The sequence below is a fragment of the Chitinophaga sp. genome (genome assembly GCF_035538455.1).
Taxonomy (GTDB): domain Bacteria; phylum Bacteroidota; class Bacteroidia; order Chitinophagales; family Chitinophagaceae; genus Chitinophaga.
This window is the reverse complement of record NZ_DATLKJ010000276.1, coordinates 42,233-68,849: the sequence shown is the minus strand read 5'-3', so window position 1 is coordinate 68,849 and position 26,617 is coordinate 42,233. Positions and strand designations below refer to the sequence as shown.

Below are 26,617 nucleotides of genomic sequence, written 5' to 3'. Positions count from 1 at the left end.
GGAAAAAGAATCAGAACAGTTTTATGATCCGGAGAAGAATGTTTTTCTGGCAGACAGGTATATCATAGGCACCTGCCCCAAATGTGGCAATGACAAGGCCTACGGCGATCAGTGCGAACGTTGCGGAAGCTCGCTCAGTCCCGATGAACTGATTAACCCGCATTCTGCGCTCAGTTCAGCTGTACCGGTGAAAAAGAAAACCAAACACTGGTACATGCCATTGCAGAACTATGAGCCCTGGCTGAAAGAATGGTTGCTGGAAGGTCACAAAGAATGGAAGAACAATGTGTACGGTCAGTGCAAAAGCTGGCTGGACAATGGTTTGCAGAGCCGCGCCATGACACGCGACAGTAACTGGGGGATCAAAGTGCCACTGCCGGATGCGGAAGGTAAAGTGCTGTATGTTTGGTTTGATGCGCCGATAGGTTATATCTCCGCCACCAAAGAGCTTACTCCCAACTGGGCAGACTACTGGTGTAAAGAAGATACCAAACTGGTACATTTCATCGGAAAGGATAACATTGTGTTCCACTGTATCATTTTCCCCGCCATGCTGAAGGCTCACGGCGGTTTTGTGGTACCGGACAACGTACCTGCCAACGAATTCCTGAACATCGAAGGAGAGAAAGTGTCCACATCCCGTAACTGGGCGGTATGGGTAAACGATTATATCGTTGACTTCCCTGATCAGCAGGATGTTTTGCGCTATGTACTGTGCAGTACTGCACCTGAAACAAAAGACAACGACTTCACCTGGAAAGATTTCCAGGACCGCAATAACAATGAGCTGGTAGCCAACTTCGGAAACTTTGTGAACCGCACTATGGTGCTGATGCACAAACTGTGCGGAGGCAAAGTACCACCACTGCATGACGATGTGAAAGATGAGCGGGATGCGGCTATGCTGGCTTATCTGCCTGAAGGCAAAAGGAAAATCGAAGAGGCGTTGGAAAACTACCGCTTCCGTGATGCACTGGCGGAGATGATGAACGTAGCCCGTGAGGGCAACCGTTACCTGCAGGAGAAACAGCCGTGGATACTGGCGAAAACACCTGAGCTGCAGGCCACCAACCAGAAGGTGATAGACAACTGTCTGCATATCTGCTTGCAGGTGACTGCTAACCTGGCTATCTTCTGTAGTCCTTTCCTGCCGTTCACAGCAAGAAAGATCTGTCATATGCTGAAAGTGGTGGACCGCATGCTGGAGTGGGAAAACGGTGGCAGCGACAAACTGCTCAACGTAGGGTATCCATTACGCGCGCCTGAGCTGCTCTTCAAAAAAGTAGAAGACGACCAGGTGAAAGCACAGGTGGAAAAACTGCACGCAGGACTGAAGAAAGCTGAAGCGGAGGCACAGGCAGCTCCCGCTGCACCGGCAGAGGAAAAACCCGCAGCTCCTGCCAAACCGGAGATTCAGTATGATGACTTTGCAAAACTGGATCTGCGTGTAGGCACTATTCTCCAGGCGGAGAAGGTAGAAAAAGCAGACAAGCTGCTGAAACTCCTCGTGGATATAGGTACAGAGCAACGTACGGTTGTATCAGGCATTGCCATGCACTTTAAGCCGGAAGATATTGTTGGCAAACAGGTAACGCTGGTGGCTAACCTTGCACCCCGTAAAATGCGTGGCATCGAAAGCCAGGGTATGATCCTTATGGCGGAAGATAATGGTAAGCTGGTATTCGTCAATCCTAACGAAGCGGTGAAAGCCGGAAGTGGCGTTAGTTGAGACGATGATTTGTGTTGATTAGTACGATTGTCCTGACTTTGGTTTTCGACAGAAAACAGATGAAGAAACAGGATAATTCAAGTATAAAAGCGAAAGACCCGTTCAGTATTTTTTCTGAACGGGTCTTTCGCTTCTATATACATCATCAATACCATCTACATTAAAAAACAAAAAATAATCAATCAACATAATTACACGAACTACTCAAATCATTGTAAAAAATCCTAAATTCAGGAATCCGAAAAATGTAAGTCAAAAATGCTGGAAGCACCGCCAAAACTAAAAGCTGACAGCTAAAAGCTAAAAGTTATGGAAAGACATATCAATAAAGTGGCCGTATTAGGCTCAGGAGTTATGGGATCAAGAATCGCCTGTCATTTCGCCGGCATCGGCATTCAGGTTTTATTGCTGGACATTGCACCCAAAGAATTGAACGATGCAGAGAAAAAGAAAAACCTTGCACTGGACAGTCCGGTAGTAAAAAACAGGATCGTGAACGACGCTCTTCAGGCAGCAGTAAAATCGAACCCATCTCCTGTGTTTACCAAAGATGTGGTGAAACGCATCAAAACAGGCAACTTTACCGATGATATGAATAAAGTGGCTGATGTGGACTGGATCATAGAAGTAGTGGTGGAAAATCTCGATATTAAGAAAGTGGTGTTTGAACAGGTGGAGAAATTCAGGAAACCCGGCACGCTCATTACTTCCAATACTTCAGGTATTCCGATCCATCTCATGACCGAAGGCCGCAGTGACGATTTCAAAAAGCACTTCTGCGGTACGCATTTCTTCAATCCTCCACGTTATCTCCGCTTACTTGAAATTATACCTACTCCGCATACAGATTCCGCCATTGTTGATTTCCTTATGCACTACGGCGATCTTTACCTCGGTAAAACCACTGTGCTCTGTAAGGATACGCCGGCTTTCATTGCCAACAGGGTGGGTGTTTATTCCATTATGGCAATCTTCCACATTATGCAGGAAATGGGACTGACCATCGATGAGATCGATGCGCTCACTGGTCCTGTGATTGGCCGCCCCAAGTCTGCTACTTTCCGTACTGCGGATGTAGTAGGTATTGATACCCTGGTGAAAGTAGCGAAGGGCGTAGCAGACAACTGCCCGAATGATGAAGCCATCAGCATCTTCAAAATTCCTCCATTCCTGCAGAAAGTGGTGGAGAACAACTGGCTGGGAGATAAAACAGGACAAGGTTTTTATAAGAAAACAAAAGGCGAGGGCGGTAAAGAAATCCTTACCCTCAACCTCGGTACCATGGAGTATGGTCCGAAACAGAAAGCTAAGTTTGCCAGCATCGAAGCCGCCAAACCGGTGGAAGATCTGAAACAGCGCATCAAAGTGCTGGCTGCCTCTTCAGACAAAGCCGGTCAGTTCTATCAGCAGTTCCATGCTTACCTGTTCTCTTATATATCTCACCGTATCCCTGAAATAGCCGATGATACTTACAAAGTGGATGACGCTATGAAAGCTGGTTTCGGCTGGGAAATAGGCCCTTTCGAAAGTTGGGATCTGCTGGGTGTGGAAGCCAGTGTGAAGAATATTGAAGAAAAAGGCCTCACCGTTGCACAGTGGGTGAAAGATATGCTGGCAAAAGGAAACAAGAGCTTCTACAAAATTGATGGCGGCAAAAAATACTACTACGACGTCGCTTCAAAAGATTATAAGCTGGTGCCAGGAGAAGGTCAGTTTATTATCCTCGAAAATCTGTCCAACAATATCATCTGGAAAAACAGCGCCTGCAACCTCATTGACATCGGCGACGGCGTAGTGTGCTTCGATTGGAAAACCAAGATGAACACCATCGGCGGCGAAGTGCTGGAAGGATTAAATAAAGCGGTAGACCGTGCTGAAAAAGACTTTCGCGGTCTTGTGGTGGGCAATGAAGGCACTAACTTCTCTGCGGGCGCCAATGTGGGTATGATCTTCATGCTTGCGGCGGAGCAGGAGTATGATGAACTGGATATGGCGGTACGCTTCTTCCAGCGTTCTACTATGCGTCTCCGTTATTCTTCCATTCCCGTAGTGGTGGCGCCGCACGCGCTCACATTAGGTGGTGGCTGCGAAATGAGCCTGCATGCAGATAAAATACAGGCAGCAGCTGAAACCTATATCGGTCTTGTGGAACTGGGCGTGGGCCTGATTCCCGGTGGGGGTGGTACCAAGGAAATGGCACTGCGTGCCAGCCTTGAGTATAAAGAAGGCCGCATCGACGAAGAGCCACTCAAAGATTACTTTATGACCGTGGCTACAGCCAAGGTAGCCACTTCCGGCTTCGAAGGATATGATATGGGCATCCTGCGCAAAGGCCATGATGAGATCACCATGAATCCGAGCCGCCTGATCGCTGACGCCAAACGTAGTGTAATAGCGCTGGCTGATGAGGGATATACCCGCCCTGTGGAAAGAACCGATATTAAAGTATTGGGTCGTGCCGCACTGGGTGCGCTGCTGGCTGGCGTGTATGCAATGAGGTTTGGTAATTATATCTCCGAACATGATCAGAAAGTAGCCAACAAACTTGCCTATGTAATGTGTGGCGGCGACCTCACAGAGCCATCGCTTGTAAGTGAACAATACCTGCTTGATCTGGAACGCGAAGCATTCCTCAGCCTGTGCGGTGAACGCAAAACGCTGGAACGCCTGCAAAGCGTAATCAAGACGGGAAGACCTGTCCGTAACTAATAACCAAGCATACTTCAACGCTGAATCAAGGGGAAGTGTAGTGAAGATTAGCCATAAGATCATTCGCTACATTTCCCTTTTTATTTTACCTTGCTCAAAATATACACCCGTGCCTATTCTTTCATTACAGAACATCTCCAAAAGTTATGGCGCCGTGAAAGCCTTGTCGGACGTATCCTTTGAGGTACCGAAGGGGGCAATATATGGTGTGCTGGGGCCTAACGGCAGCGGTAAAACCACATTGCTGGGCATTGTTACAGATGTACTCAAGGCAGATAGCGGCAGCTTTACACTCTTCGATCAGCAATCGGCGGCCCGCGAACGCAGGCAGATAGGGACGCTGCTGGAAACGCCCAACTTCTACCATTATCTCAGCGCATACAAGAATCTTCAGATCGCGGCATCCATCAAGCAACGTGGCGAAAAAGATATTGACCGTGTGCTACAGTTGTGTGGCCTCTCGGAAAGGAAACATGCTGCCTTTAAAACCTATTCGCTGGGTATGAAACAGCGGCTGGCTATTGCGTCAGTGCTGCTTGGAGACCCTGATGTTCTGATACTGGATGAACCCACCAACGGACTTGATCCTGCCGGTATAGCGGAAGTGCGCAGCCTGATCAAACAGGTGGCCGCTACCGGAAAAACGGTGATACTCGCCAGTCATCTGCTGGATGAAGTGGAGAAAGTGTGCACGCATGTGGCTATCCTGCAACGCGGTACTTTGCTGTTATCGGGTGCGGTGAATGAAGTAATCAGCCGGAACGATTACCTGGAGCTCGCTGCCGGAGATAATAATGCACTGCATGATGCCATGCTGCAATATCCCGGTTGTACAGGCGCAAGGATAGAAGGCGCGCTGGTGGTGGCATTGTTTGACAATGCGCCGGATGCAGCGGCCGTAAATAATTACTGTGCACAGCGCGGTATCTGGCTGCAACACCTGCAGCTGCGCAGGAAAAGCCTGGAAAAAGCATTTCTGGAAATTACCAATGTCCCTGTATCATGAAACAACTTATTTATACTGAATGGCTGAAAGTAAAGAACTACCGTACTTTCTGGATCATGCTGCTGTTGGCGGTAGGCGTGATAGCTGCCGGCAACTACGTGGTAGTTAACGTTGTCATTGGCCAGTTGGGTAAGGCATCACAGATGGTTGGACAAGGGCCGGTGAGCTTTCCTTATGTATGGCAGACGGTGGCGAACGTCAGCAGTTATATTTCATCGTTATTCGGTTTATTGCTGGTAATTCTGGTAACCAACGAATATACCTTTCGTACGCATCGGCAGAATATTATAGACGGATGGGAACGAAAACAGTTTGTATATGCCAAGTTGTTCTGGGTTGTAGCCTTGTCAGTGCTGGCTTTGGTGGTGGTAACTATTATTGCCGCAATAGTGGGCCTGATGTATGGCAACAGCAGCTTTACAACGGATGGATTTGTATACTTATTTTATTACTTCCTCCAGGTGCTGCTAACGCTGTGTCTGGCGTTGTTGTTGAGTGTGCTGGTGAAAAGGGCTGGTTTTGCCATTGTGCTATTCCTGGGCTACACCATGATGCTGGAGCAGACAATGGTTTTCATATTGAAAAAGAACTGGGGCCGGATAGGCGGACTGATGCCGTTACAAACCGGCGATGAACTGCTGCCCTTTCCGGTTATCGGTAATTTGATCAGCATGGGGGATAGGTACGATGATAACGTCTATCTGATGATGCTGCTGGTGTATATTGTGCTGGTGGTATTTTTTGTTTTCCGGAGAGTGCTCAGGTCGGATCTTTAAAAAGATTTATATATTTCACATTCTTTTAAAACGAAATATTCCGATAGAGCTTAAATTTGTTGTCAGGACAAATAGTGCAATATGGACAATAAAGAGAGGATCATACTTGTAACAAACGACGACGGCATAACGGCGCCAGGTATACGCGCATTGATAGAAGCTGTGAAACCACTGGGAAAAGTAGTGGTGGTGGCGCCCGATAGTCCGCAGTCTGGTAAGGGGCATGCCATTACGATTGGCGTACCGCTGCGCCTTAACCAGGTTGATATTTTTGATGACATTGAAGCGTGGCAGTGCTCCGGAACGCCTGTGGACTGCGTGAAGCTGGCCCGCGACAAGATACTGCACCGCAAGCCGGATATTTGCGTAAGCGGTATCAATCATGGCGCTAACCACTCTATCAATGTTATCTATTCCGGCACGATGTCTGCCGCGATGGAAGCTGCTATCGAAGGTATTCCTTCTGTAGGGTTTTCTTTCCTGGAGTACAGTTACGATGCCGATTTCTCCCTGCCTAAAAAAGTAGCGGGAGAAGTTACGCAACGTATGCTGGAGTCGGCATTGCCGGCAGGCACATTGTTCAATGTCAATATTCCTGTGGTGGACGAAGCCGGTTATAAAGGCGTACGCATCTGCCGTCAGGCGGATGCCAAGTGGGAGGAGGAATTTGATGAGCGCCGCGATCCCCACGGTAAAAAATACTACTGGCTCACCGGGCAGTTTAAAAACCGGGATACCGGCGAAGATACAGATGTATGGGCATTGGAGAATAATTACGCATCACTGGTGCCGGTTCAGTTTGACCTTACCAACTATAAGTTGAAAACACAGCTGGAGGCAGATTGGAAAGACTTGTAATATCGCCATTATAATAACAGTATGTTTAAAAAAGACAATCTATCACTGGGAATCCTGCTCGGGCTTATTACGCCGATAGTGGCATTTTTCCTGTATTATTTTTTCGTGATCCGTCCGCACGATGTAGGACTGGACAAATTCTTCGGGATATTGAAAGACAACAAACATATGATCCCGAAAATTACCAGTATCTGTCTGCTGCTCAACGGACTCGTGTTCTTCCTGTACACCAGGAGCCGGAAGGATGTTACCGCCAAAGGAATTTTCCTGGTAACCATGTTATATGCTATCGGCATACTGTTATTAAAACTGATCAGATAATTCTTAATACAACAGCATATTGAAATATTACATTGTTGCGGGAGAAGCGTCGGGCGACCTGCATGGCAGTAACCTTGTGAAACAACTGAAAAAGGTGGATACGGCTGCGGATATACGTAGCTGGGGCGGTGATCTGATGGAACAGGCCGGCGCTCATGTGGTAAAGCATTATAAGGAACTGGCGTTTATGGGATTCGTGGAAGTGGTGATGAACCTGCGCACTATTATGCGCAATATGGACTTCTGCAAAAAAGATATTGCCGCCTTTAACCCTGATGTGCTGGTGCTGGTGGATTATCCCGGCTTCAATATGCGTATTGCCGAATGGGCAAAGCAGCAGGGGTATAAGATCGTGTATTACATCTCTCCGCAGGTATGGGCATGGAAAGAGAACCGGGTGAAGAAGATAAAAACTTCTGTAGATAAAATGCTTTGCATTCTTCCGTTTGAACAGGCTTTTTATCATAAGTGGAATTATGAAGTGGAATATGTAGGGCATCCGCTGGTGGAAGTGATCAAAGCTTTCCGGGAGCAGCCTGCAGACGTTCCTTTGTCCGACAAGCCGGTGATAGCCATTCTGCCCGGCAGCCGTAAGCAGGAGGTAAGTGTGAAGCTGCCTATTATGCTTACAATGGCAAAACATTTTCCCGATTATCAGTTTGTGGTGGCGCAGGCTCCCAGCCTCGATGATCATTTCCTTCAGGAAATTATCGGGCAACATCCCAACGTATCTATGGTAAAAGGGCAAACCTATCGCTTACTACGGGAGGCAACCGCGGCACTGGTTACGTCGGGAACGGCTACACTGGAAACAGCGCTTTTCGGTGTGCCGGAAGTAGTGTGCTATAAAGGAAATCCTATCTCTTATTTCTTTGCCAAAAGACTGATCAAAGTAAAATATATCTCCCTTGTAAATCTTGTGATGGATAAGCTGGTGGTGAAAGAACTGATCCAGCATGACCTCACGGAAGAGAACCTGCTGAAAGAGTTGACCAGCCTGTTGAAAGATGACACTACGCGCAAGCGGGTGATGACGGATTATGCAGAATTATGGCATAAGCTAGGTGAGAAGGATGCCTCAAAAAGGGCGGCGGAAGTAGTATATCAGACGGCGCTGGGGCATTAGAGCCGTTTCAGCAGCCGTACAATCAGTATAATCAGCGCTACCAGGAACAGGATGATGGAAATACGGTTCATACCGTGCATCATTGCTACGTAACGGGTTTTGGGCGCATTCGGGTCCTTTTTGACTATATAGAAATACCTCAATATTTGCTGCCAGATGCTTTTCATGTGACAAAGATCGGAAATCAATACTATTTTTGAGCCCGTTGAAAAGTAAGCTCATGAAATATCCTGCATTGGGTCGCCTGCTGGCAGCGATCTTTTTCTTAACCTGTTTAACTAAATCGACTTATGCAGCGGGCCCGGATCCGGAGTCATTGACATCCGGCTGGGAATTTGCGCGTGTTGATGAAGGCATCTGGCGCCCTGCCACCGTGCCTGGTACTGTGCACACGGATCTGCTGGCACTCAAACTTATTCCTGATCCTTTTGCCGGCACCAATGAAAAAGCTGTGCAGTGGATCGATAAAAAAGACTGGCAGTATCGCAGGAAATGGAGCATGACTGCAGCCGATCTTAACTACGATGTTATAGAGCTGGACTTTAAAGGGCTCGATACCTATGCTGATGTATATCTGAATGATCATCTCATCCTGCAATCACACAACATGTTTACAGAGCATGTTATAAATGTGAAATCCTTTCTGGTAGCAGGGAATAACGAACTACGCATTGTATTCAGGAGTCCTGTTAAAGCGGACATGCCTGCGTTTTTGAAAGATAGCGTTATCTATCCCGCGGGCAATGATGCCAGTGATATTCCGTTGAGTATCTATGCGCGTAAGGCGCCTTACCATTATGGCTGGGACTGGGGCCCGCGTCTCGTTACATCCGGTATCTGGCGGCCAGTGTATCTGCATAAGTGGAATAAAGCTGTGATCAGGGGTGTATGGTATCAGCAACAACAACTGAACAATGAAAAGGCGGAGCTGAATGCGAAGGTTACCCTGGAATCCTTTACAGTAGGCAGTTACAGCGTGCGTATACGCAACGGGCAGGCAATTCTGGCTAATATGCCCGTTACATTACAGGCCGGAAAAAATACGGTGGATGTTCCTTTCCGCATTAAGAGTCCGCAGCGCTGGTGGCCTAATGGATTGGGGCCGCAGACCGGATACAACCTGCAGGCGGAGTTGGTGAACAACAAGGAAGCGATTGCTCAACATCAGCAATTTGTAGGACTGCGAACTATTGAAGTGATAAACAAGCCTGATAGCCTGGGCGAGAGCTTTTACGTGAAAGTCAATGGCATACCGGTTTTTATGAAGGGAGCCAATTATATTCCGCAGGACAACTTCCTGCCGCGCGTGTCACAGCAGCAGTATGAGCGTCTGTTTGGAGATATGCACACCTCTAATTTCAATATGGTGCGTGTATGGGGCGGTGGAATTTATGAAGACGATAAGTTTTATGAACTGGCCGACAAGAACGGCATACTGGTGTGGCAGGACTTTATGTTTGCATGCACCCTGTATCCGTCAGACGGCGCTTTCCTGGAGAATGTGAAGCAGGAGGTGGCCGATAATATGATACGTTTGCGCAATCACCCTTCGTTGGCGCTCTGGTGCGGCAACAATGAAATAGCGGTGGCTATCAACAACTGGGGCTGGCAGTCCGGTTATGCCTATACGCAATTGCAATGGGATCATCTGCTGAAGGGATATGACCGTCTCTTTAAGGAGTTGCTGCCACAGCTGGTGCAGTCGTACGATCCGGGCAGATTCTATTTCCCGTCCTCCCCTATCAGTAACTGGGGAAAAAAAGAGGACTTTACAAAGGGGGATAACCATTACTGGGGCGTATGGCATGGAATGGAATGGTTTGAAGCATTTAATACACATATCCCGCGTTTCATGAGTGAGTATGGCTTCCAGTCATTTCCCGGAATGGAGACCATCAACACATTTGCCGCTAAAGAGGACTATGATATTTTCTCGAATGTGATGCAGGCGCATCAGAAAAGTCCGGCGAAAGGTAATACTGCTATCAAAACGTATATGTTGCATTATTATAAGGCGCCGAAGGATTTTCCTTCCTTTGTATACCTGAGCCAGGTGTTGCAGGCAGAAGGTATGAAAATGGCTATAGCAGCGCATCGCAGGGCTATGCCTTATTGTATGGGTACTTTGTACTGGCAGCTGAACGATTGCTGGCCAGGCCCGTCATGGTCAGGTCGTGATTACCATGGCCGTTGGAAAGCATTGCAATACTATGCCAGCGAAGCTTTCAGGCCAAGGCTGGTATCATCGGTGATAGAAGAAGGTAAGCTATGTACTTACGTGGTATCTGATGAGCTAAAAGACAGGACGGCTGACCTTATATTAACAGCTGTAGATATGCAGGGCAAACAATTGTACCGTCAGGAGCTGAAGAATATTACGATCCCGGCCAATACCAGCAGGAAATTCTACAGTACTGATACATCTGCTATCCTCCAGGGAAAGGATGCTGCAACGGTAATATACTATGCACAACTGCGAATTGACAATAAGGATGCTGAGAGAGATATCTTTTACTTTGCTCCGGCAAAAGATATGAACCTGGAGATGCCGCAGATCAGGTTTACTTTCGGCAAGCAGCAGCAGAAAGAAGGAGAGGTGTTGGTGACAATTACATCAGATAGGCTGGCCCGCAATGTTTATCTGCAGCTGGAAGGCGCTGCAGCAGCTGAAAGGCCGGAAGAAAATTATTTTGATCTGTTGCCGGGGGAAACGAAAACGGTACGATTGCTTACCGGCCGCAATCCGGAAGAGATCAGGGCGGCGTTGAAAATAACGTCTTTGGTAGATTCTTATAAACATTGACTATGCGAAAATTATGGATGGCACTGGGATGCGCATTAGCGTTCAGCGTTGCGGCCAGTGCGCAGGAAAAAGAAAGTCCCTACGTACCTGAAACTGACAAGGCTGTTTTGCAGAAGCTGGATGAGTGGCAGGACTGGAAGTTTGGTATGATTATTCACTGGGGGCCTTATTCCCAGTGGGGAGTGGTGGAATCGTGGAGTATCTGCCCGGAAGATGAGGGGTGGACGGCCCGTAATCCGAAGATACCTTACTTCGAATATCTGCAGAAGTATGAAGCATTGGGGAAAACATTCAACCCGGTTCGCTTTGTTCCTGAGAAGTGGGCTAAAGCAGCCAGGGAGGCAGGTATGAAGTATATGGTGTTTACCACCAAGCATCATGACGGCTACTGCATGTTCGATACGAAGCAGACCGATTACCGCGTAACCGCGCCTGGCGTGGCATTCAGCAGCAATCAACGCGCTAATATTGCAAAGGAAGTGTTTGAGGCGTTCCGTAAGGAAGGCATTCATGCCGGTGCTTATTTTTCAAAGCCCGACTGGCACTCAGATGCCTACTGGTGGAATTACTTCCCGCCCCGCGACCGGAATGTGAATTATGATGTAAAGAAATATCCGGAGAGATGGAATCAGTTTAAACAATATACATATAACCAGATCGAAGAACTGATGACTGGTTATGGCAAGCTGGAGATTCTGTGGCTGGATGGTGGCTGGGTACGCCCGCTGAAACAGCAGACGAAGGAGTCATTGTCATGGAGCAAAACGTTACCACAGGACCAGGATATCGATATGGCACGCATTGCATCGATGGCCAGGAGCCATCAGCCCGGATTAATCGTAGTGGACCGCAGTGTGCATGGACCGTTTGAGAATTACCGCACTCCTGAGCAGGAGATCCCGGCGAAGCCGCTGGACTATCCCTGGGAAACCTGCATGACGATGGGCGGCTCATGGTCTTACGTACCTAATGATAAATACAAGAGTGTAAATACACTTATCCACAACCTGGTGGATATTGTGGCCAAAGGCGGTAACTACCTGCTGAATGTAGGTCCGGGGCCTGATGGTGAGTTGCATGAAGCGGCTTACACCACGATGAAAGGCATTGGCGCCTGGATGCAGGTGAACAGTGATGCGATCTATGGTACCCGTGCAGTAGCGCCTTACAAAGATGGTAAGGTATGTTTCACCCGGAAGAAGGATGGTAGCGTGTACGCTATTTATCTGTTGGATGAGCATGAGCAGTTGCCGGCTACTATTTCATTCAATGGACTGAAGCCTGCCCGCGGCGCCCGTTTGCAGATGTTAGGAGCGAAGGATAATCTGGTGTGGAAAACTAATGTTTCGGGAGTGGAGGTAAAGATTCCTGAATCGCTGCGACAGAAAGGGTTTCAGCATGCCGTGGCTATACGAATTTCAAATGTGGAAAACATGTGAGTATTGTGTGAATTTACAGTGAATAAATAAAAATTGAAACCGTGGCTACCCCGCCGCGGTTTCTTTTTGGTTATATAGGGGAACGTTTCAAAAAGGTAATCTATGGAAACAAATCTAAACCTGGAAAAAACGACAGCCCTCAACAAAAACCCAAAAATTTTGCTGGTAGATGATGACAGCGTATTTGCCGGCATGCTGAAAAGAAACCTCGAAGGAGTAGGATATCGTGTGGAACATTGCGATAACGGTGAGAAGGCATGGCAGCAGTTTCAGAAAAAAAATTATGATATGTGTCTGGTGGACATTGTGATGCCGAAGATGAACGGCTTTCAGCTGGCACAGGAAATACGTAAGAAGAACACATTAGTTCCGATTTTCTTTCTCTCTGGTGAAAAAACTATGGATGGCGACCGCATCGGCGGCTTTAAAGTTGGTGCCGACGGTTACCTCGTAAAGCCTTTAAGTTTACCGGAGCTGCAACGCCGCATCCGGGTATTCCTCAAATGGACAAGACCACTGAAATCTGAATTGCTTATTGGCCATGAAGTGGGTGATTTTATCTTTCATTACAGGAAACTGAAAATAACCAACCGGTATACCAACGAAATCATCAAAACGATTTCTCCCCTGGAGGCCAGGATCATCCGTTATTTCCTCAGCCGTCCTGACCTGATCATTAAAAAGGACGAGCTGTTGATGAAGCTGTGGGGAAAAGATGATTTTCATACCTCCCGCTGTATGGATGTGTATATGGGCCGGGTGAGACGGCTGCTGGGAGTGGTACCTTCGCTTTCCCTCGAAACCATCTTTAACGTAGGCATGCGGCTCAATGCACCACAGGGTATGCGTATTGAGAAGGTGGCCATTCCACTAACCAATTGTATTAAGTAGATTTTTTTCCCTCATATCTGAGCAGAGCCGGATCTTACAAGGTCCGGCATGCTTTTTTTATTTGCCTGCCGGGCATTTCCGTTCTCTGTTTCTTTCAGATTATATTAAATCGTAACTTTAGCCACAATGGATACAGTGGTAGTTCAAAAATATAATTTAGACGAAGAGCAGGAAAAGAAGGAAATAGTCCGCCATTACCGCGCTTTACTGAGGGCGTTAAAACCCCGTTTAAAAAAGGGTGACAGGGAACTGGTTCGTACTGCTTTCGAAATGGCAGCGGATGCTCATAAGGAAATGCGCCGTAAGTCTGGTGAGCCTTATATCCTGCACCCGCTGGCTGTGGCGCAGATATGCGTCGAGGAGATCGGGCTCGGTGTGCGTTCAGCCATTTGTGCCCTGTTGCATGACACTGTGGAAGATACAGAGGTAACCCTTGAAGATATTGCCCGCGAGTTCGGTAATGAAATCGCCCATATCGTAGATGGCCTCACTAAGATATCCACCGTAATAGATTCCGGTACCAGCTCTGCCCAGGCAGAGAACTTCAAAAAAATCCTCCTTACACTGGCTGATGACCCCAGGGTGATCCTCATCAAACTGGCAGACAGGTTGCACAACATGCGTACACTCGATAGCATGAGCCGTGAAAAGCAGCTGAAGATCGCCTCTGAAACAGTGTTCATCTATGCGCCGCTGGCGCATCGCCTCGGGCTGTATAATATTAAGTCCGAAATGGAAGACCTGGCCATGAAATACACGGAGCAACAAACCTACCGTGAAATAGCCAGGCGTCTGAAGGAAACAAAGCGTGAGCGTACACGCTATATCAATGAGTTTATCAAGCCAATCAAGGAGGTACTACAGGAAGAAGGACTTGAATTTGAGATCTTCGGACGTCCGAAATCTATTCACTCCATCCATAACAAGATCAAAACCAAAGGCGTAGCCTTTGAAGAAGTATATGATCTGTTCGCCATCCGTATTATCCTGGATTCGCCTGCTGATAAAGAGAAAGCAGATTGCTGGAAGGTGTATTCCATCATCACCGACTTTTATCACCCCAGCCCTGAACGTACGCGAGACTGGCTCAGCAATCCCAAATCCAATGGTTACGAGGCTTTGCACGTAACGGTAATGGGGCCTGGCGGTAAATGGGTGGAAGTACAGATCCGCTCCAAGCGCATGAACGACTACGCGGAAAAAGGTGTAGCCGCCCACTGGCGCTACAAAGAAGGGAATGCAAACCTTCAGCAGGAATCCAAATTTGATCAGTGGTTCACCCAGATCAGGGAAATCCTGAACAACCCGGATTCCAATACTATGGACTTCCTGGCTGATTTCAAGAGCAACCTCTTTACAGAAGAAATCTATGTATACACGCCCAAGGGCGATCTCAAAATATTACCGGTAAACTCCACTGCACTTGATTTTGCCTACTCCATACATAGTGCCGTGGGCAACAAGTGTATAGGCGCCAAGGTAAATTATAAGCTGGTGCCGCTCAGTCATAAGCTGCGCAGCGGGGACCAGGTGGAGATCATTACCTCCAATAAACAGAAGCCTTCAGAAGATTGGCTCAACTTTGTGCTCACTGCTAAAGCCAAATCCAAGATCAAGGACGCGCTGAAGGAAGAGAAGCGCAAAGTGGCCATGGATGGGAAGGCAACCTTGGAACGTAAGCTCGATCACTTGAAAATCAGCGCCAGCCAGCATAACATCAATGAGCTGGTGCAATTCTATAAGCAGCCATCTCCGCTTGATCTGTATTACCAGATAGCGGTGAAGAATATCGACCTGAAGGAGCTGAAACAGTTTACTGTACTGGGCGACAAGCTGGAGCCACCCAAGCCGGTGAAGCCGCCTGAGCATGTATCTGAAGAGCATGTAAAGCACCAGCTGCCATCCAAGAAAGATGCGGAACTGATCATCTTTGGTGAAAGCTCCGATAGGATCGCCTACAAGCTGGCCAACTGCTGCCGTCCTATTCCTGGTGACGACGTATTTGGGTTCATTACCGCCAGCGAAGGCCTGAAGATACACCGTACCAATTGCCCCAACGCAGCTCAGCTGCTGGCTAATTATGGCCACCGTGTAGTGAAGACCAAGTGGGTGAAAAACCGCGAGATATCCTTCCTCACAGGGCTTCGTATTGTGGGAATGGACGATGTGGGTGTTATCCACAAGATCACTAATATCATTTCCGGCGAACTGAAAATAAACATCTCCGCTCTCAGCATTGAGTCCAAGGAAGGCTTATTTGAAGGGTTGATCAAGGTATATGTACATGATAAGGAAGAGCTGGATGAGCTGGTAGAAAGACTTAAAAGGCTGGAGGGTATTCAATCTGTGCAGCGCCTGGAAGAATCCTGACTGTGATTACCGATGATTTTTGTGATTATCCTGAAGGATATTATTTGAATTTTTGAAAGATAAAGGAAGAAACCCGTCTGGTGTTAACCGCTGAACGGGTTTCTTCTTTTTATCATTTAAGAAAAACAGTCTTTTATTTTTCATAAATTCACAATACTTGTAATCGGGATAATCAGATCCATCATAATTAATCACAGTTTGATTTTGTTATAATTCAGCGTAATTTTGCCACTTCTTTTAAAGCAACAACCTCCGATAATTAACTTAAATCATTATGGTAGACGTTTTGTTAGGCCTGCAATGGGGCGACGAAGGTAAAGGTAAAATTGTGGACTATTTTGCCGGAAGGTACGACGTGATTGCCCGTTTCCAGGGCGGGCCGAATGCGGGTCATACCCTTTATGTGAACGGTCAGAAAGTAGTATTGCGCACCATTCCTTCTGGTGTGTTCCATGAAAAGACCATTAACCTCATTGGTAATGGCGTGGTGTTGGACCCCGTAGCCTTCAAGAAAGAAAGCGAAGAGATCGCTGCTCTTGGTATTGACCTGACAAAAAACCTCTTCATTGCGGAAAAAACGCATATCATCGTTCCTACACACCGTGCGCTGGATAAGGCTTCTGAGCTGTCCAAAGGTAATGACAAGATTGGTTCTACCCTTAAAGGCATTGGCCCCGCTTACATGGACAAGACCGGCAGAAACGGTCTCCGCGTAGGAGATGTGCTGTCGCCTGATTTCAAATCACTGTATGAAAAGCTGAAACAGAAGCATCTGCAACTGTTGTCCCAATACGACGGCGGCGATTTCACAGAAGATATTGCTGCATGGGAAGCTGAGTTTTTTGAAGCGATCCCCTTCCTCAAAAAGATGAATGTGGTAAGCGGCGAATACTTCCTGAACGAAAAACTGAAAGCCGGTCAGAAAGTACTGGCGGAAGGCGCTCAGGGAAGCATGCTGGACGTTGATTTCGGAACATATCCGTTTGTCACTTCCTCCAACACTATTTCTGCAGGCGTATGTACCGGTCTGGGCATTGCACCGCAGTGGATCAAAGAAGTGATTGGTGTAACAAAGGCTTACTGTACCCGCGTTGGCAGTGGTCCGTTCCCGACAGAACTGCATGATGCCACCGGCGAAAAACTGCGTGTGGCTGGCCATGAGTTTGGCGCAGTAACCGGCCGTCCCCGTCGCTGTGGCTGGATTGACCTGGTTGCACTGAACTATACCTGCATGCTGAGTGGTGTAACCCAGCTGGTAATGACCAAAAGCGACGTACTTGATGAATTTGATGAAGTACTTGCGTGTACTGCCTATGAAATCAATGGCAAACAAACAGAACAACTCCCGTTCCAGCTCAACGGACTGGATATAAAACCGGTGTGGAAAACCTTCAAAGGTTGGTCCGAAAAAACAGCTACATGCAAGGAGTTCAATGAGTTACCAGCAGAGATGAAAGACTTTGTTTCAGCAGTAGATAAATATCTCGGTGTTCCCGTGAAATACGTTTCCAACGGGCCTGGACGCGATCATATCCTCGAGCAGTAATTCTAAAAATTACGCAAAAAAAACGGCAAAAAAAATTTGGCTAATAAAAAAAACTATTAAAACTTTACGGCAAAGAAATAAGTGAACCTATTATGAAATCAAAATCTGATAAAGAGAAAGAGACGAAAAAAACTACTTCTCCTAAGACTTCAAAAGGCACTCCCAAAGCTGAAGCAAAGCCTAAGAAAGAGGTGGATGATGATGACGATGAGGATGAGGATGAAGAGACAACCTCTTCTAAAGCACCCTCAAAAAAATCAGATAAGCCAGCTTCTAAATCCAAGCGCAAAGATGATGACGAGGATGACGACGATGACGATGATTTTGATAGTGACGTGGATGATGCATGGGAGAAGGGAGAAGAGGAGGACAACTATGATCCTGACTTTGAAGAATTTGACATGCCTAAATCCAAAGGCAAGCGTGGTCGCCCAAGCTCTAAAAAGGACGAGGACGATGACCTGGGCCTGGACGATGAATTCAAGGACATGGACTTGTTCAACGACCGCTTTGATGATGAGGATGATGATTTTTAAGTTGTAAAAGCGATTACCATCAGGATATTTCACACATTCCCGGTTGACGATAACCGGATGTTTAAACAACAAATGTTGAATTGGGGCAACCAGTTCAACATTTGTTGTTTATTGGACAATAATAATTATCCCTCGGCCTGTCACCAGTATGAAGCATTGCTCGCCGCTGATGCAATCGATGTACTGGAATTACCTGCGGGCAAGGCTTTTGATGCCCTGCTCCATTTCCATCAAACACAGCAGGACTGGCTCTTCGGACACCTTGCCTACGACCTGAAAAATGAGACCATTCCCGGACTCCGCTCTGATAACCACGATGGTATCGGCTTCCCGGATATGAGCTTCTTCAGGCCCCGCATCGTCATGTTCCTGCGGCAGCAGCAGGTACATATCGGTGGCATCAACCTGAGTCAGGACGAGGCCCTTACCGTTTTCAGGGATTGCCTTCGTATGCCCGTTGCCGTTATCACGCCAGCCGCACCCGTATTACACCCTTTACATGCCAGGCTGGATCACGGCGCCTATATCCGTGCTGTGAAAGATCTGCAGCAGCATATTCGTCGTGGTGACTGTTACGAAGTGAATTTCTGTCGTGAAAATTACATGGAAGCTTCCGGCGTGTATGCACCTGCGTTATACTCGCAGTTGAATGCGTTGTCGCCGGCGCCTTTTGCTGCATATTACAAACTGGCTCACCGCTACCTCGCGTGTTCCAGCCCGGAACGTTTTCTCCAGAAACGCGGACAGACGGTTATTTCCCAGCCTATAAAAGGTACGAGCCGCAAAGATTCCGATCCGGCCACAGATCAGCTGCTCCGCGATCAACTGTATCATAGCCCCAAAGAGCGCGCGGAAAATATCATGGTGGTAGACCTCGTGAGGAATGATCTGTCGCACACTGCTGTGCGCGGAAGTGTACATGTAACAGAGCTTTGTGGTATTTATTCTTTCGCCCAGGTACATCATATGATCTCCACTATATCTGCACAGGTATCATCGCAAACGCCCTTCACTTCAGTGATCAGCAACGCTTTCCCGATGGGCTCCATGACAGGCGCCCCCAAGATCAGGGTAATGGAGTTGATAGAGGAGTATGAGCACACCCGCCGCGGGCTTTACTCTGGTGCAGTAGGATATATCACCCCTGAGGGCGATTTCGATTTCAATGTAGTGATCCGCAGTATACTATATAACGCATCAGATAACTACTTGTCCTTCCAGACAGGTTCTGCTATCACCTTCTACAGCGACCCGGAGAAAGAATGGGAAGAATGCTTGTTGAAAGCGGATGCCATGACCAAAACAATTACTTGCTAAAAAGTTGCTCCATCGCTTCTGTAATGGTGGGGTAGGAAAACTGGAAGCCGGTATCCTGTATTTTCTGGCTTGATACATATACACTCTTCAGAACTTCAACACTCATTTCACCAAGTGCCAGTTTCAGTGCAAAAGCTGGTACATAACTGGTAACATAGCTATTCCCTTTAGCTGCCTTTGCCATGCTGAGCACCAGCTCTTTGTGCCGTACCGGTTTGGGGGCCACAGCATTATAAACGCCTTCCAGCTGATCGTTTACAATAGCATTGAAATATAATCTTACCAGGTCCTGTAGGTGTATCCAGCTGATGTACTGGTCGCCGGAACCCAGTATGGTAGCAAATCCGAAGCGGAGGGGCTTGTAGAATTCCTTCAAGGCGCCGCCATCACGGCTAAGGGCAATGCCCGTGCGGAAGATGACCAGTTTCTTACCCAGTGAGGTCACCTGCGAAATGCTCTTTTCCCAGGCTACTACTGTATTGGCAAGATAATCATTTGCCGGAAGGTCCGTCTCAGTGAAGGTGTGACCGGTATATTCGCCATAAAAGCCTGTGGCGGAGGCACTGATCACCTTTTTAACTTTATTGGGGTTTTCCTGTAATGCTTTGTAAAGCAGTACACTGCTTCTGGTACGGCTTTCCAGGATCTCTTGTTTTCTTGAAGTAGTCCAGCGTTTTTCGCCTACATTGGCGCCCGCCAGGTGAATAATATAATCGGCCCGTTGAATTGCCTCAATATCTATGGTTTGCTGTTCAATATCCCAATGGGCATAGGTAACGGAAGGGTTGGTTCCTTTTTCAGCGCGCCGGGTAAGGACGATCACTTTATATCCGCGATCCAGCAATAAGCGGGTCAATGCGGTGCCAATCAATCCTGTTCCTCCGGTTATAATAACGCTCTCCATTCAGTAATAACTACTTTAGTAAAAAATTTCTTAAAAATACACAATAAATACCTCCTTTTGGTATTTAAGTATAAACGCATATTATATCATGAATTTGACTTATTAAATTCTGATTTTTAGTGTAAGTTTGAAACTGATGTGCTTAAAGCATCCCAACTTAATCCACTTATTAGAAACATCACTACAGCATGCATACGCTATACCGCATACAACTGTTTTTGTTGCTGCTGCTTGCCGGCACTGCAGCTATGGCACAGAAGGTATCCTATTCCGAACCAGAAAAGGATGATTACAAAAGCACTGAGTTTGAGATTATCGGTAGAGTGGCCGGTAATATACTTGTGTACAAGGCTGACCGGGGGGACTACGCCGTTTCGGTATATGACAATGAAATGCAGCTGAAAAACCGCGTAAAACTCGACTTTCTGCCCAAGAAAGTGATCAGCATGGATTTCGTAGCGTATCAGAACAAGATACTGATGATCTATCAGTTCCAGCGCAAGGATGCCGTATACAGTTTCTGTGCTACCATGACTCCTGATGCGAAATTCAACGATGCCCCGCTGATGATCGATTCTACCCGCATCGGGCTGTATACCAAGGAGAACAAAGTATATTCCGTAGAAATATCTGAAGATAAAAACAGGATCCTGGTGTATAAAATAAATCAGGATAAGGAAGATAACAATGTATTCTACACCTTCCTGTACGACAGCGCCATGAGCCTGGTGAACAACAGCCGCCTCGCGCTTCCGATGCAGGGGAGGAAACAGTTTCTCAGCAATTTCAATCTCAGCAATGAGGGGGATCTCCTGTTCAACAAACTGGAACGCACCTCCAACCGCGACTATGTAGTGAATGGTAATATGGTGATCAAACGTGCGCTGGTAGACAGCTTTGAAGTATCTCCCCTACAGTTCAGATCCCAACTGCTGGATGAGGTGAAAATGAAACTGGACAACAACAGACACACAGCACTGATTACTGCTTTTTATTATAAACAGAAGCGGGGTAATGTGGAAGGCATGTACCTCTACAAATTTGATTACAACGGGAATAAACCCATATACGAGAAAACGCTGGTCTTTTCCAATGAGCTGAAACTGAATGCACGTGGGGAGTCCAACACCAACAGCGCTTTCAACGACTACTTTATCCGCCGGATCATCAATACCAACAACGGCGGTTTCCTGCTTACAGCAGAATCATTTTATACGTCTTCCCGCTACCAGCCCTGGAACCGCTGGAACTATATGTATGGCAGCCCTTACAGCGGCTTCTATACCCCTTACTATTACTCTCCTTATTCTCCCTGGTATTACAACCCCTGGTACTGGAATAATTCACAGGGTGTGCGCTATCATTATGATAATGTGGCTGTACTTTCTTTTGATGAAGAAGGCAACATGCAATGGAGTAACTTCATCCGCAAGAGCCAGTATGATGACAATGCAGATCTCTATCTGTCCTATCTGATGGTGAACATCGGCAGTGAACTGCGTTTCCTGTACAATGAACTGGACCGCAGGAATTACCTGGTCACAGATGCGAGCCTGGCGCCTGGTGGAAAAATAACCCGGATGCCTACTATGCGTAATCAGGACAAAGGCTTTACATGGATGCCGAGATATGGAAAACAGATCAGCAGCCGTTCTGTGCTTGTACCATGTATTTACAGGAACTATATTTGCTTTGCTAAAGTAGACTTTTAATCACACCTTTGCACTGTGATAAAATATTTCCGTTCCGGCAATCCGCTTACCGTATTGCTGTTGTTGATATACACCCTGGTAATTAAATTTTACTATCTGTTGCATCCCGCTACATATGTAGCAGATGGGTCAGGCGGCGTATTGTATGATCTGATGGTGAAATGGCTGCACGGTTTTGTAGGCGACAGCCCGTTTTTCTATACCTCCATTGCGGTGATGATCATGTTCCTGCAATCGCTGTTATTTACACGGATTATTAACCATCACCGCCTGTTTCCGAAACCCACCTATCTGCCGGCTATGTGCTTCCTGCTTTTCACTTCCATGTTGCAAAGCTGGAACACCTTTTCTCCGGCGCTGTTTGTAAACCTCATTATGTTGTGGGTGTTCGCAAGTATAACGGAGTTGTATACACGTACTTCTGCACGTGATGTGGTTTTCAATATCGGGTTTGCCCTGGGTGTGTGCGGCCTGTTTTATTTTCCTTCGATCATTTTCTGTCTGTTATTGCTGGTGAGCATGCTGATTATGCGGGCTTTCCGCCTGGCAGAATGGATCATAGCAATTATGGGGTTGATATGCCCCCTTTATCTTACCGGTACTTACCTGTTCCTTACTAACCAGATCGCGTTGTTGCGCAGGATTCCGAATATAGGATTCTCTCTGCCTTTGATTACAGATTATAAGGTATGGGGCGCTATGATAGCCTGTGTATTGTTCTTCGTGATCGGCTGGCTCCTGTTGCAGCGCCCGCTGAAGAAGATGCTGATACAGGGGCGTAAGATATGGGCGGCACTAATCATTTTCGTACTGGTGGCCATGCTGGTACCTTTCTTTAACACACATTTTTCCCCCGCATACTGGGTGCTCGCCGTATTACCTGTAGCGATGTTTGCCGGTAATGTTTTCTGGTCTGTCACCAATGAAACATTTGCCAACGTGATCCACTTCATAACACTGGCCTACGTTATCGTTATGCAGTATTTCAGCTAACTATGCTGAAATGTATTTATGTTGATATTTTTTTATTTAACGAAGAAAGGAATTTGCTGACTTCTGCGTTTAAATAAAGAAATATTAAAATAAATAAATCCTAAAACCGCTTGGTTTACAGTATTTTGTTAAATCCGGATGAGCGGCAATGGAAAATTGCGATGGGAGAAGTACTTTTGTCCTTTATTTACATAAAAACACAAAACATTTTCAGATGAAATTTGGTGTTGTCACCTTTCCGGGTTCTAACTGTGATCATGATATGATTGATTCCCTGCGTAATGACCTGGGGCAGGAAGTTATAGAACTGTGGCATAAAGATAAAGACCTGAGCGCATTCAGCACAAAGGATTGTATCGTATTACCCGGAGGGTTCTCCTATGGTGATTACCTGCGTTGTGGTGCTATCGCGAGATTCAGCCCGATGATGCAGAGCGTGATCGAATTTGCCAACAAGGGTGGTCGTGTAATAGGCGTGTGCAACGGTTTCCAGGTTCTGTGCGAAGCCGGTCTGCTGCCAGGTGTATTACTGCGCAACCAGAACCAGCAGTTCATCTGCAAGAATATTTACCTGAAAAGTGAAAATACTGTAGCCTCCCTCACTAAAGACGTGACCGGCAGGCCATTGATGATACCCATCGCACATGGCGAAGGACGTTACTATGCTGACGAAGCTACCCTGGATGAACTGGTAAGGAACAACCAGGTGCTCTTCCGCTATTGCGATGAATTTGGTAACATCACTGATGCAGCCAACCATAACGGCGCCCTTCGTAATATCGCCGGTATCTGCAATAAAGAAAGAAATGTATTCGGAATGATGCCGCATCCTGAAAGAGCTACCAGCCTCGCGCTCGGAAACACTGACGGACAGCTGATCATTCAGAGTCTCATCAATAATAATTAGTTTTAGTTTAAATCAACCAACCAATTAAAAAGAAAAGAATGAAAAGATTATTCACAGCATTGGCGCTGTTCGCTTTGCCATTACTGGCAAGTGCACAGATCGAAAATCCGGTCAAATGGAGCTTTTCCTCCAGGAAAGTAGATGCTACGACTTACGAGGTACACGCAACTGCAACTATTGATGCCGGTTGGCACCTGTATGCACAGGAAACTGGAGAAGGTCCGGTTCCCACTACTTTCAAATTCGCTAAAAATCCGCTGGCAGTGACCTCCGGTAAAGTAGTAGAAGTAGGTAAACTGCATAAGTCTTTCGATAAGAACTTCAATACTGAGCTCAAATACTACGAAAAATCCGTTGATTTTGTACAGAAGGTTACTGTGAAAGGAAAGGCTGCCACGAAAGTGAAAGGCAGTGTTGAGTTCATGGTTTGCGATGATCATCAGTGCCTGCCTCCCAAAGAGCAGGAGTTTGCCATCGCTGTGGGGGGAAAATAATTTGTACCCGGTTTACAACGATACATTATGCAACAGACGAGTTCCTCCAAACAGGAACTCGTTGTTGTTTATCCTATTGTATATTATTTAAAGCCTATTGACTATATGAAGCAATTGCTTTCATTTCTGATACCGTTCCTGACCCTGTTTGCCTTTCGGGCAGACGCGCAGGAACAAAGCCCAAAGCCGGTGAAATGGCAGTTTTCAGCTGAGAAGAAAGGTGACCAGGAATATGTGCTGCATCTGAAAGGTACTGTGGATAAAGGCTATGCCCTTTTCTCCACTACAATGGGCGAGGATGACCCGCATACAAGAGTAGTACTCGACAGTAGCATAAAGGCTACCCTGGCGGGTATTACAGAGCAGGGTAAGCTGGAAACCAGGAAAGAGCCGCTCTTCGATAACCTGGACATCAAATATTTCGAAAACGAAGTAGAACTACTGGCAGACGTAAAGTTACATGGTCCTGCCGGGAAACTCACCGGCGCCGTTTCTTATATGGCGCTGAAAGGTGGGGAAGTAGTGCAGGAGGATGAAAAATTCAGCGTGGAGCTGGGTGCCGCCCCTGCAGATAAGGCCACAGCGGCTGATGTAACGGCCGGTAAAGATGTGGCTGATGATGACGCCTCCAACAAATCACTCTGGTGGATATTCTTAGCGAGTTTTGGCGGTGGCTTCATTGCGCTGATCACCCCATGCGTATTCTCCATGATACCCATTACGGTGAGCTTCTTCACAAAACGAAGCCAGACAAGGGCACAGGGGATCAGAAACGCCTTCACATATTCTGTTTCCATCATCCTTATTTATACTTTCCTGGGTTTCCTCATTACAAAGATATTTGGCGCCAGCGCACTGAATGCCCTTGCCAGTAATGGCATTGCCAACATGATATTCTTTGTGATCTTCGTGTTGTTCGGGTTTTCCTTCCTGGGCGCGTTTGAGATCAATCTGCCAAGTTCCTGGGCTAATGTATCCGATTCAAAAGCAGGCATGGGCAGCATGTTAGGCATCTTCTTCATGGCGCTTACGCTGGCTATTGTATCTTTCTCCTGCACTGGTCCAATCCTGGGCAACCTGCTGGTACTGGCTGCAAGAGGAGGTAACACCGGGCCATTGGTCGGGATGTTCGGTTTCTCGCTGGCACTGGCTATTCCGTTCTCGCTCTTCGCACTGTTCCCCAGTATGTTGAATAAGATCGGAAAGGCAGGCGGATGGCTCAACGCTGTGAAAGTAACGCTCGGCTTTCTCGAACTGGCACTTGCCTTGAAGTTCTTCTCCAACGTGGATATGGCTTATCACTGGAACCTGCTCGACAGAGAAATCTTCCTGGCACTGTGGATTGCTATCTTCGCATTGCTGACACTGTACCTGATCGGAAAGCTGAAATTCAGCCATGACAGCGATGTCCCGTTTCTTTCTGTTACACGTCTTTGCTTTGCTATTGTTACCTTCACTTTCGTAATCTATATGTTACCCGGCATGTGGGGGGCTCCATTGAAAGGGATCAGCGGATTCCTGCCGCATGAAGGTTCACAGGACTTTAACCTGAACAAATCACTCACAGATATACAGGCATCCCTGGAAAGTGGTGCTGGCAGCGGAAGTACAGGTAGTGGTAATACTACCATGATAAAGCCTAAAAAGCTGGTGGACATTTTACATTCGGAGATCCCTGGTGTAGAGCACGTATTCTTTGATTATGAAGAAGCATTGGCAGCTGCCAAGGCATCCGGTAAGCCTCTGATGCTCGACTTTACGGGGCACACCTGCGTGAATTGCCGCAAATTTGAAAAATCGGTGTTGTCCAATCCTGCTGTGATGAAGATCCTGCGTAATGATTTCATCGTGGCTTCACTGTACACTGATGAGAAAACATCACTGCCTGAAGCAGAGCAATATGTCTCCAAATTTGATGGCAGCAAAGTGAAGAATGTTGGTCAGAAGAACCAGGATATTGAAGTGATGCGATTCAACCGTAATTCACAGCCATACTATATTCCGGTAGACCATGAAGGTAAGCCGCTGGTAAATAAAGGCTACGGATACGATCCTAAAGAAGACGTAGATGCTTTTGTGAAATACCTGGAAAGTGCAAAAGAAGAATTTGTAAAAAGACAGGGGAAATAAACATCCGCATTAAAATAAAAACGGCTCTCATCATAAAATGGGAGCCGTTT

21 protein-coding genes are annotated in these 26,617 nt (G+C 46.9%); 19 read left to right on the top strand and 2 right to left on the bottom strand.

Features of this window, described 5'->3' with window-relative positions; genetic code table 11:
* The 7 genes from metG to lpxB all read left to right on the top strand — a co-directional run.
* On the top strand, positions 1 to 1,729 hold a 1,729-nt coding region (gene metG, locus VM802_RS31910; RefSeq protein WP_325538573.1), incomplete at its 5' end, for a methionine--tRNA ligase.
* 309 nt (positions 1,730 to 2,038) lie between these two features.
* Positions 2,039 to 4,438 carry a 3-hydroxyacyl-CoA dehydrogenase/enoyl-CoA hydratase family protein gene (locus tag VM802_RS31905; RefSeq protein ID WP_325538571.1) on the top strand — a complete coding sequence of 800 codons (2,400 nt, stop codon included), beginning with the start codon at positions 2,039 to 2,041 and terminating at the stop codon, positions 4,436 to 4,438.
* A gap of 109 nt (positions 4,439 to 4,547) precedes the next feature.
* Positions 4,548 to 5,444 carry an ABC transporter ATP-binding protein gene (locus VM802_RS31900; RefSeq protein ID WP_325538569.1) on the top strand — a complete coding sequence of 299 codons (897 nt, stop codon included), beginning with the start codon at positions 4,548 to 4,550 and terminating at the stop codon, positions 5,442 to 5,444.
* Positions 5,441 to 6,220 (top strand): DUF2705 family protein, encoded by a 780-nt coding sequence (locus VM802_RS31895; RefSeq protein ID WP_325538567.1) that lies wholly within the window; start codon positions 5,441 to 5,443, stop codon positions 6,218 to 6,220. The genes VM802_RS31900 and VM802_RS31895 overlap by 4 nt, the downstream gene beginning before the upstream one ends.
* Positions 6,221 to 6,301: 81 nt before the next feature.
* On the top strand, positions 6,302 to 7,078 hold the full coding sequence (gene surE / locus VM802_RS31890; RefSeq protein WP_325538565.1) for a 5'/3'-nucleotidase SurE: 777 nt from the start codon (positions 6,302 to 6,304) through the stop codon (positions 7,076 to 7,078).
* A 21-nt stretch (positions 7,079 to 7,099) separates the two neighbouring features.
* A complete protein-coding gene (locus VM802_RS31885; protein ID WP_325538562.1) occupies positions 7,100 to 7,399 on the top strand; it encodes a hypothetical protein in 300 nt (99 codons plus the stop codon).
* Between the two features lie 19 nt (positions 7,400 to 7,418).
* Complete coding sequence (gene lpxB, locus VM802_RS31880) at positions 7,419 to 8,525, top strand: lipid-A-disaccharide synthase (protein ID WP_325538560.1); 1,107 nt, start codon at positions 7,419 to 7,421, stop codon at positions 8,523 to 8,525.
* Here the strand turns inward: lpxB and VM802_RS31875 are convergent.
* On the bottom strand, positions 8,522 to 8,692 hold the full coding sequence (locus tag VM802_RS31875) for a DUF6728 family protein (protein WP_325538558.1): 171 nt from the start codon (positions 8,690 to 8,692) through the stop codon (positions 8,522 to 8,524). The two genes, lpxB and VM802_RS31875, sit on opposite strands and share 4 nt — an antisense overlap.
* A 53-nt stretch (positions 8,693 to 8,745) precedes the next feature.
* Between VM802_RS31875 and VM802_RS31870 the strand changes: the two genes are divergently transcribed.
* From VM802_RS31870 to VM802_RS31840, 7 genes are all read left to right on the top strand, one after another.
* Positions 8,746 to 11,328 (top strand): beta-mannosidase, encoded by a 2,583-nt coding sequence (locus VM802_RS31870; RefSeq protein ID WP_325538556.1) that lies wholly within the window; start codon positions 8,746 to 8,748, stop codon positions 11,326 to 11,328.
* Positions 11,329 to 11,330: 2 nt separating this feature from the next.
* Entirely contained in the window at positions 11,331 to 12,767 is a 1,437-nt protein-coding gene (locus tag VM802_RS31865; protein WP_325538554.1) for an alpha-L-fucosidase, read from the top strand.
* Positions 12,768 to 12,869: 102 nt separating this feature from the next.
* On the top strand, positions 12,870 to 13,658 hold the full coding sequence (locus VM802_RS31860; protein WP_325538552.1) for a response regulator transcription factor: 789 nt from the start codon (positions 12,870 to 12,872) through the stop codon (positions 13,656 to 13,658).
* 126 nt (positions 13,659 to 13,784) lie between these two features.
* On the top strand, positions 13,785 to 16,028 hold the full coding sequence (locus tag VM802_RS31855) for a RelA/SpoT family protein (RefSeq protein WP_325538550.1): 2,244 nt from the start codon (positions 13,785 to 13,787) through the stop codon (positions 16,026 to 16,028).
* 274 nt (positions 16,029 to 16,302) lie between these two features.
* Positions 16,303 to 17,574: an adenylosuccinate synthase gene (locus tag VM802_RS31850; RefSeq protein WP_325538548.1), complete on the top strand. Its 1,272-nt coding sequence runs from the start codon at positions 16,303 to 16,305 to the stop codon at positions 17,572 to 17,574.
* A gap of 92 nt (positions 17,575 to 17,666) precedes the next feature.
* A complete protein-coding gene (locus tag VM802_RS31845; RefSeq protein WP_325538546.1) occupies positions 17,667 to 18,110 on the top strand; it encodes a hypothetical protein in 444 nt (147 codons plus the stop codon).
* A gap of 57 nt (positions 18,111 to 18,167) precedes the next feature.
* Positions 18,168 to 19,427 carry an anthranilate synthase component I family protein gene (locus tag VM802_RS31840; RefSeq protein WP_325538544.1) on the top strand — a complete coding sequence of 420 codons (1,260 nt, stop codon included), beginning with the start codon at positions 18,168 to 18,170 and terminating at the stop codon, positions 19,425 to 19,427.
* On the opposite strand, the gene VM802_RS31835 is transcribed toward VM802_RS31840, so the two are convergent.
* Positions 19,417 to 20,331: a TIGR01777 family oxidoreductase gene (locus VM802_RS31835; protein ID WP_325538542.1), complete on the bottom strand. Its 915-nt coding sequence runs from the start codon at positions 20,329 to 20,331 to the stop codon at positions 19,417 to 19,419. The genes VM802_RS31840 and VM802_RS31835 overlap by 11 nt on opposite strands.
* Positions 20,332 to 20,519: 188 nt before the next feature.
* Here VM802_RS31835 and VM802_RS31830 point away from each other — a divergent pair, with 188 nt between their 5' ends.
* The 5 genes from VM802_RS31830 (at position 20,520) to VM802_RS31810 (ending at position 26,567) form a co-directional block, all read left to right on the top strand.
* Positions 20,520 to 22,043, top strand: coding sequence for a hypothetical protein (locus VM802_RS31830; protein ID WP_325538540.1), 1,524 nt, complete (start codon positions 20,520 to 20,522; stop codon positions 22,041 to 22,043).
* A 15-nt stretch (positions 22,044 to 22,058) separates the two neighbouring features.
* Positions 22,059 to 23,036, top strand: a complete 978-nt coding sequence (locus VM802_RS31825; RefSeq protein WP_325538538.1) for a hypothetical protein — start codon at positions 22,059 to 22,061, stop codon at positions 23,034 to 23,036.
* A 214-nt stretch (positions 23,037 to 23,250) separates the two neighbouring features.
* Positions 23,251 to 23,943, top strand: coding sequence for a phosphoribosylformylglycinamidine synthase subunit PurQ (purQ, locus tag VM802_RS31820; RefSeq protein ID WP_325538536.1), 693 nt, complete (start codon positions 23,251 to 23,253; stop codon positions 23,941 to 23,943).
* A gap of 38 nt (positions 23,944 to 23,981) precedes the next feature.
* The gene (locus tag VM802_RS31815; protein ID WP_325538534.1) at positions 23,982 to 24,437 is read left to right on the top strand and encodes a protein-disulfide reductase DsbD domain-containing protein; all 456 of its coding nucleotides are present in this window, start codon (positions 23,982 to 23,984) and stop codon (positions 24,435 to 24,437) included.
* 27 nt (positions 24,438 to 24,464) lie between these two features.
* On the top strand, positions 24,465 to 26,567 hold the full coding sequence (locus VM802_RS31810; protein WP_325538532.1) for a protein-disulfide reductase DsbD family protein: 2,103 nt from the start codon (positions 24,465 to 24,467) through the stop codon (positions 26,565 to 26,567).
* The last annotated feature ends 50 nt before the right edge of the window (positions 26,568 to 26,617 follow it).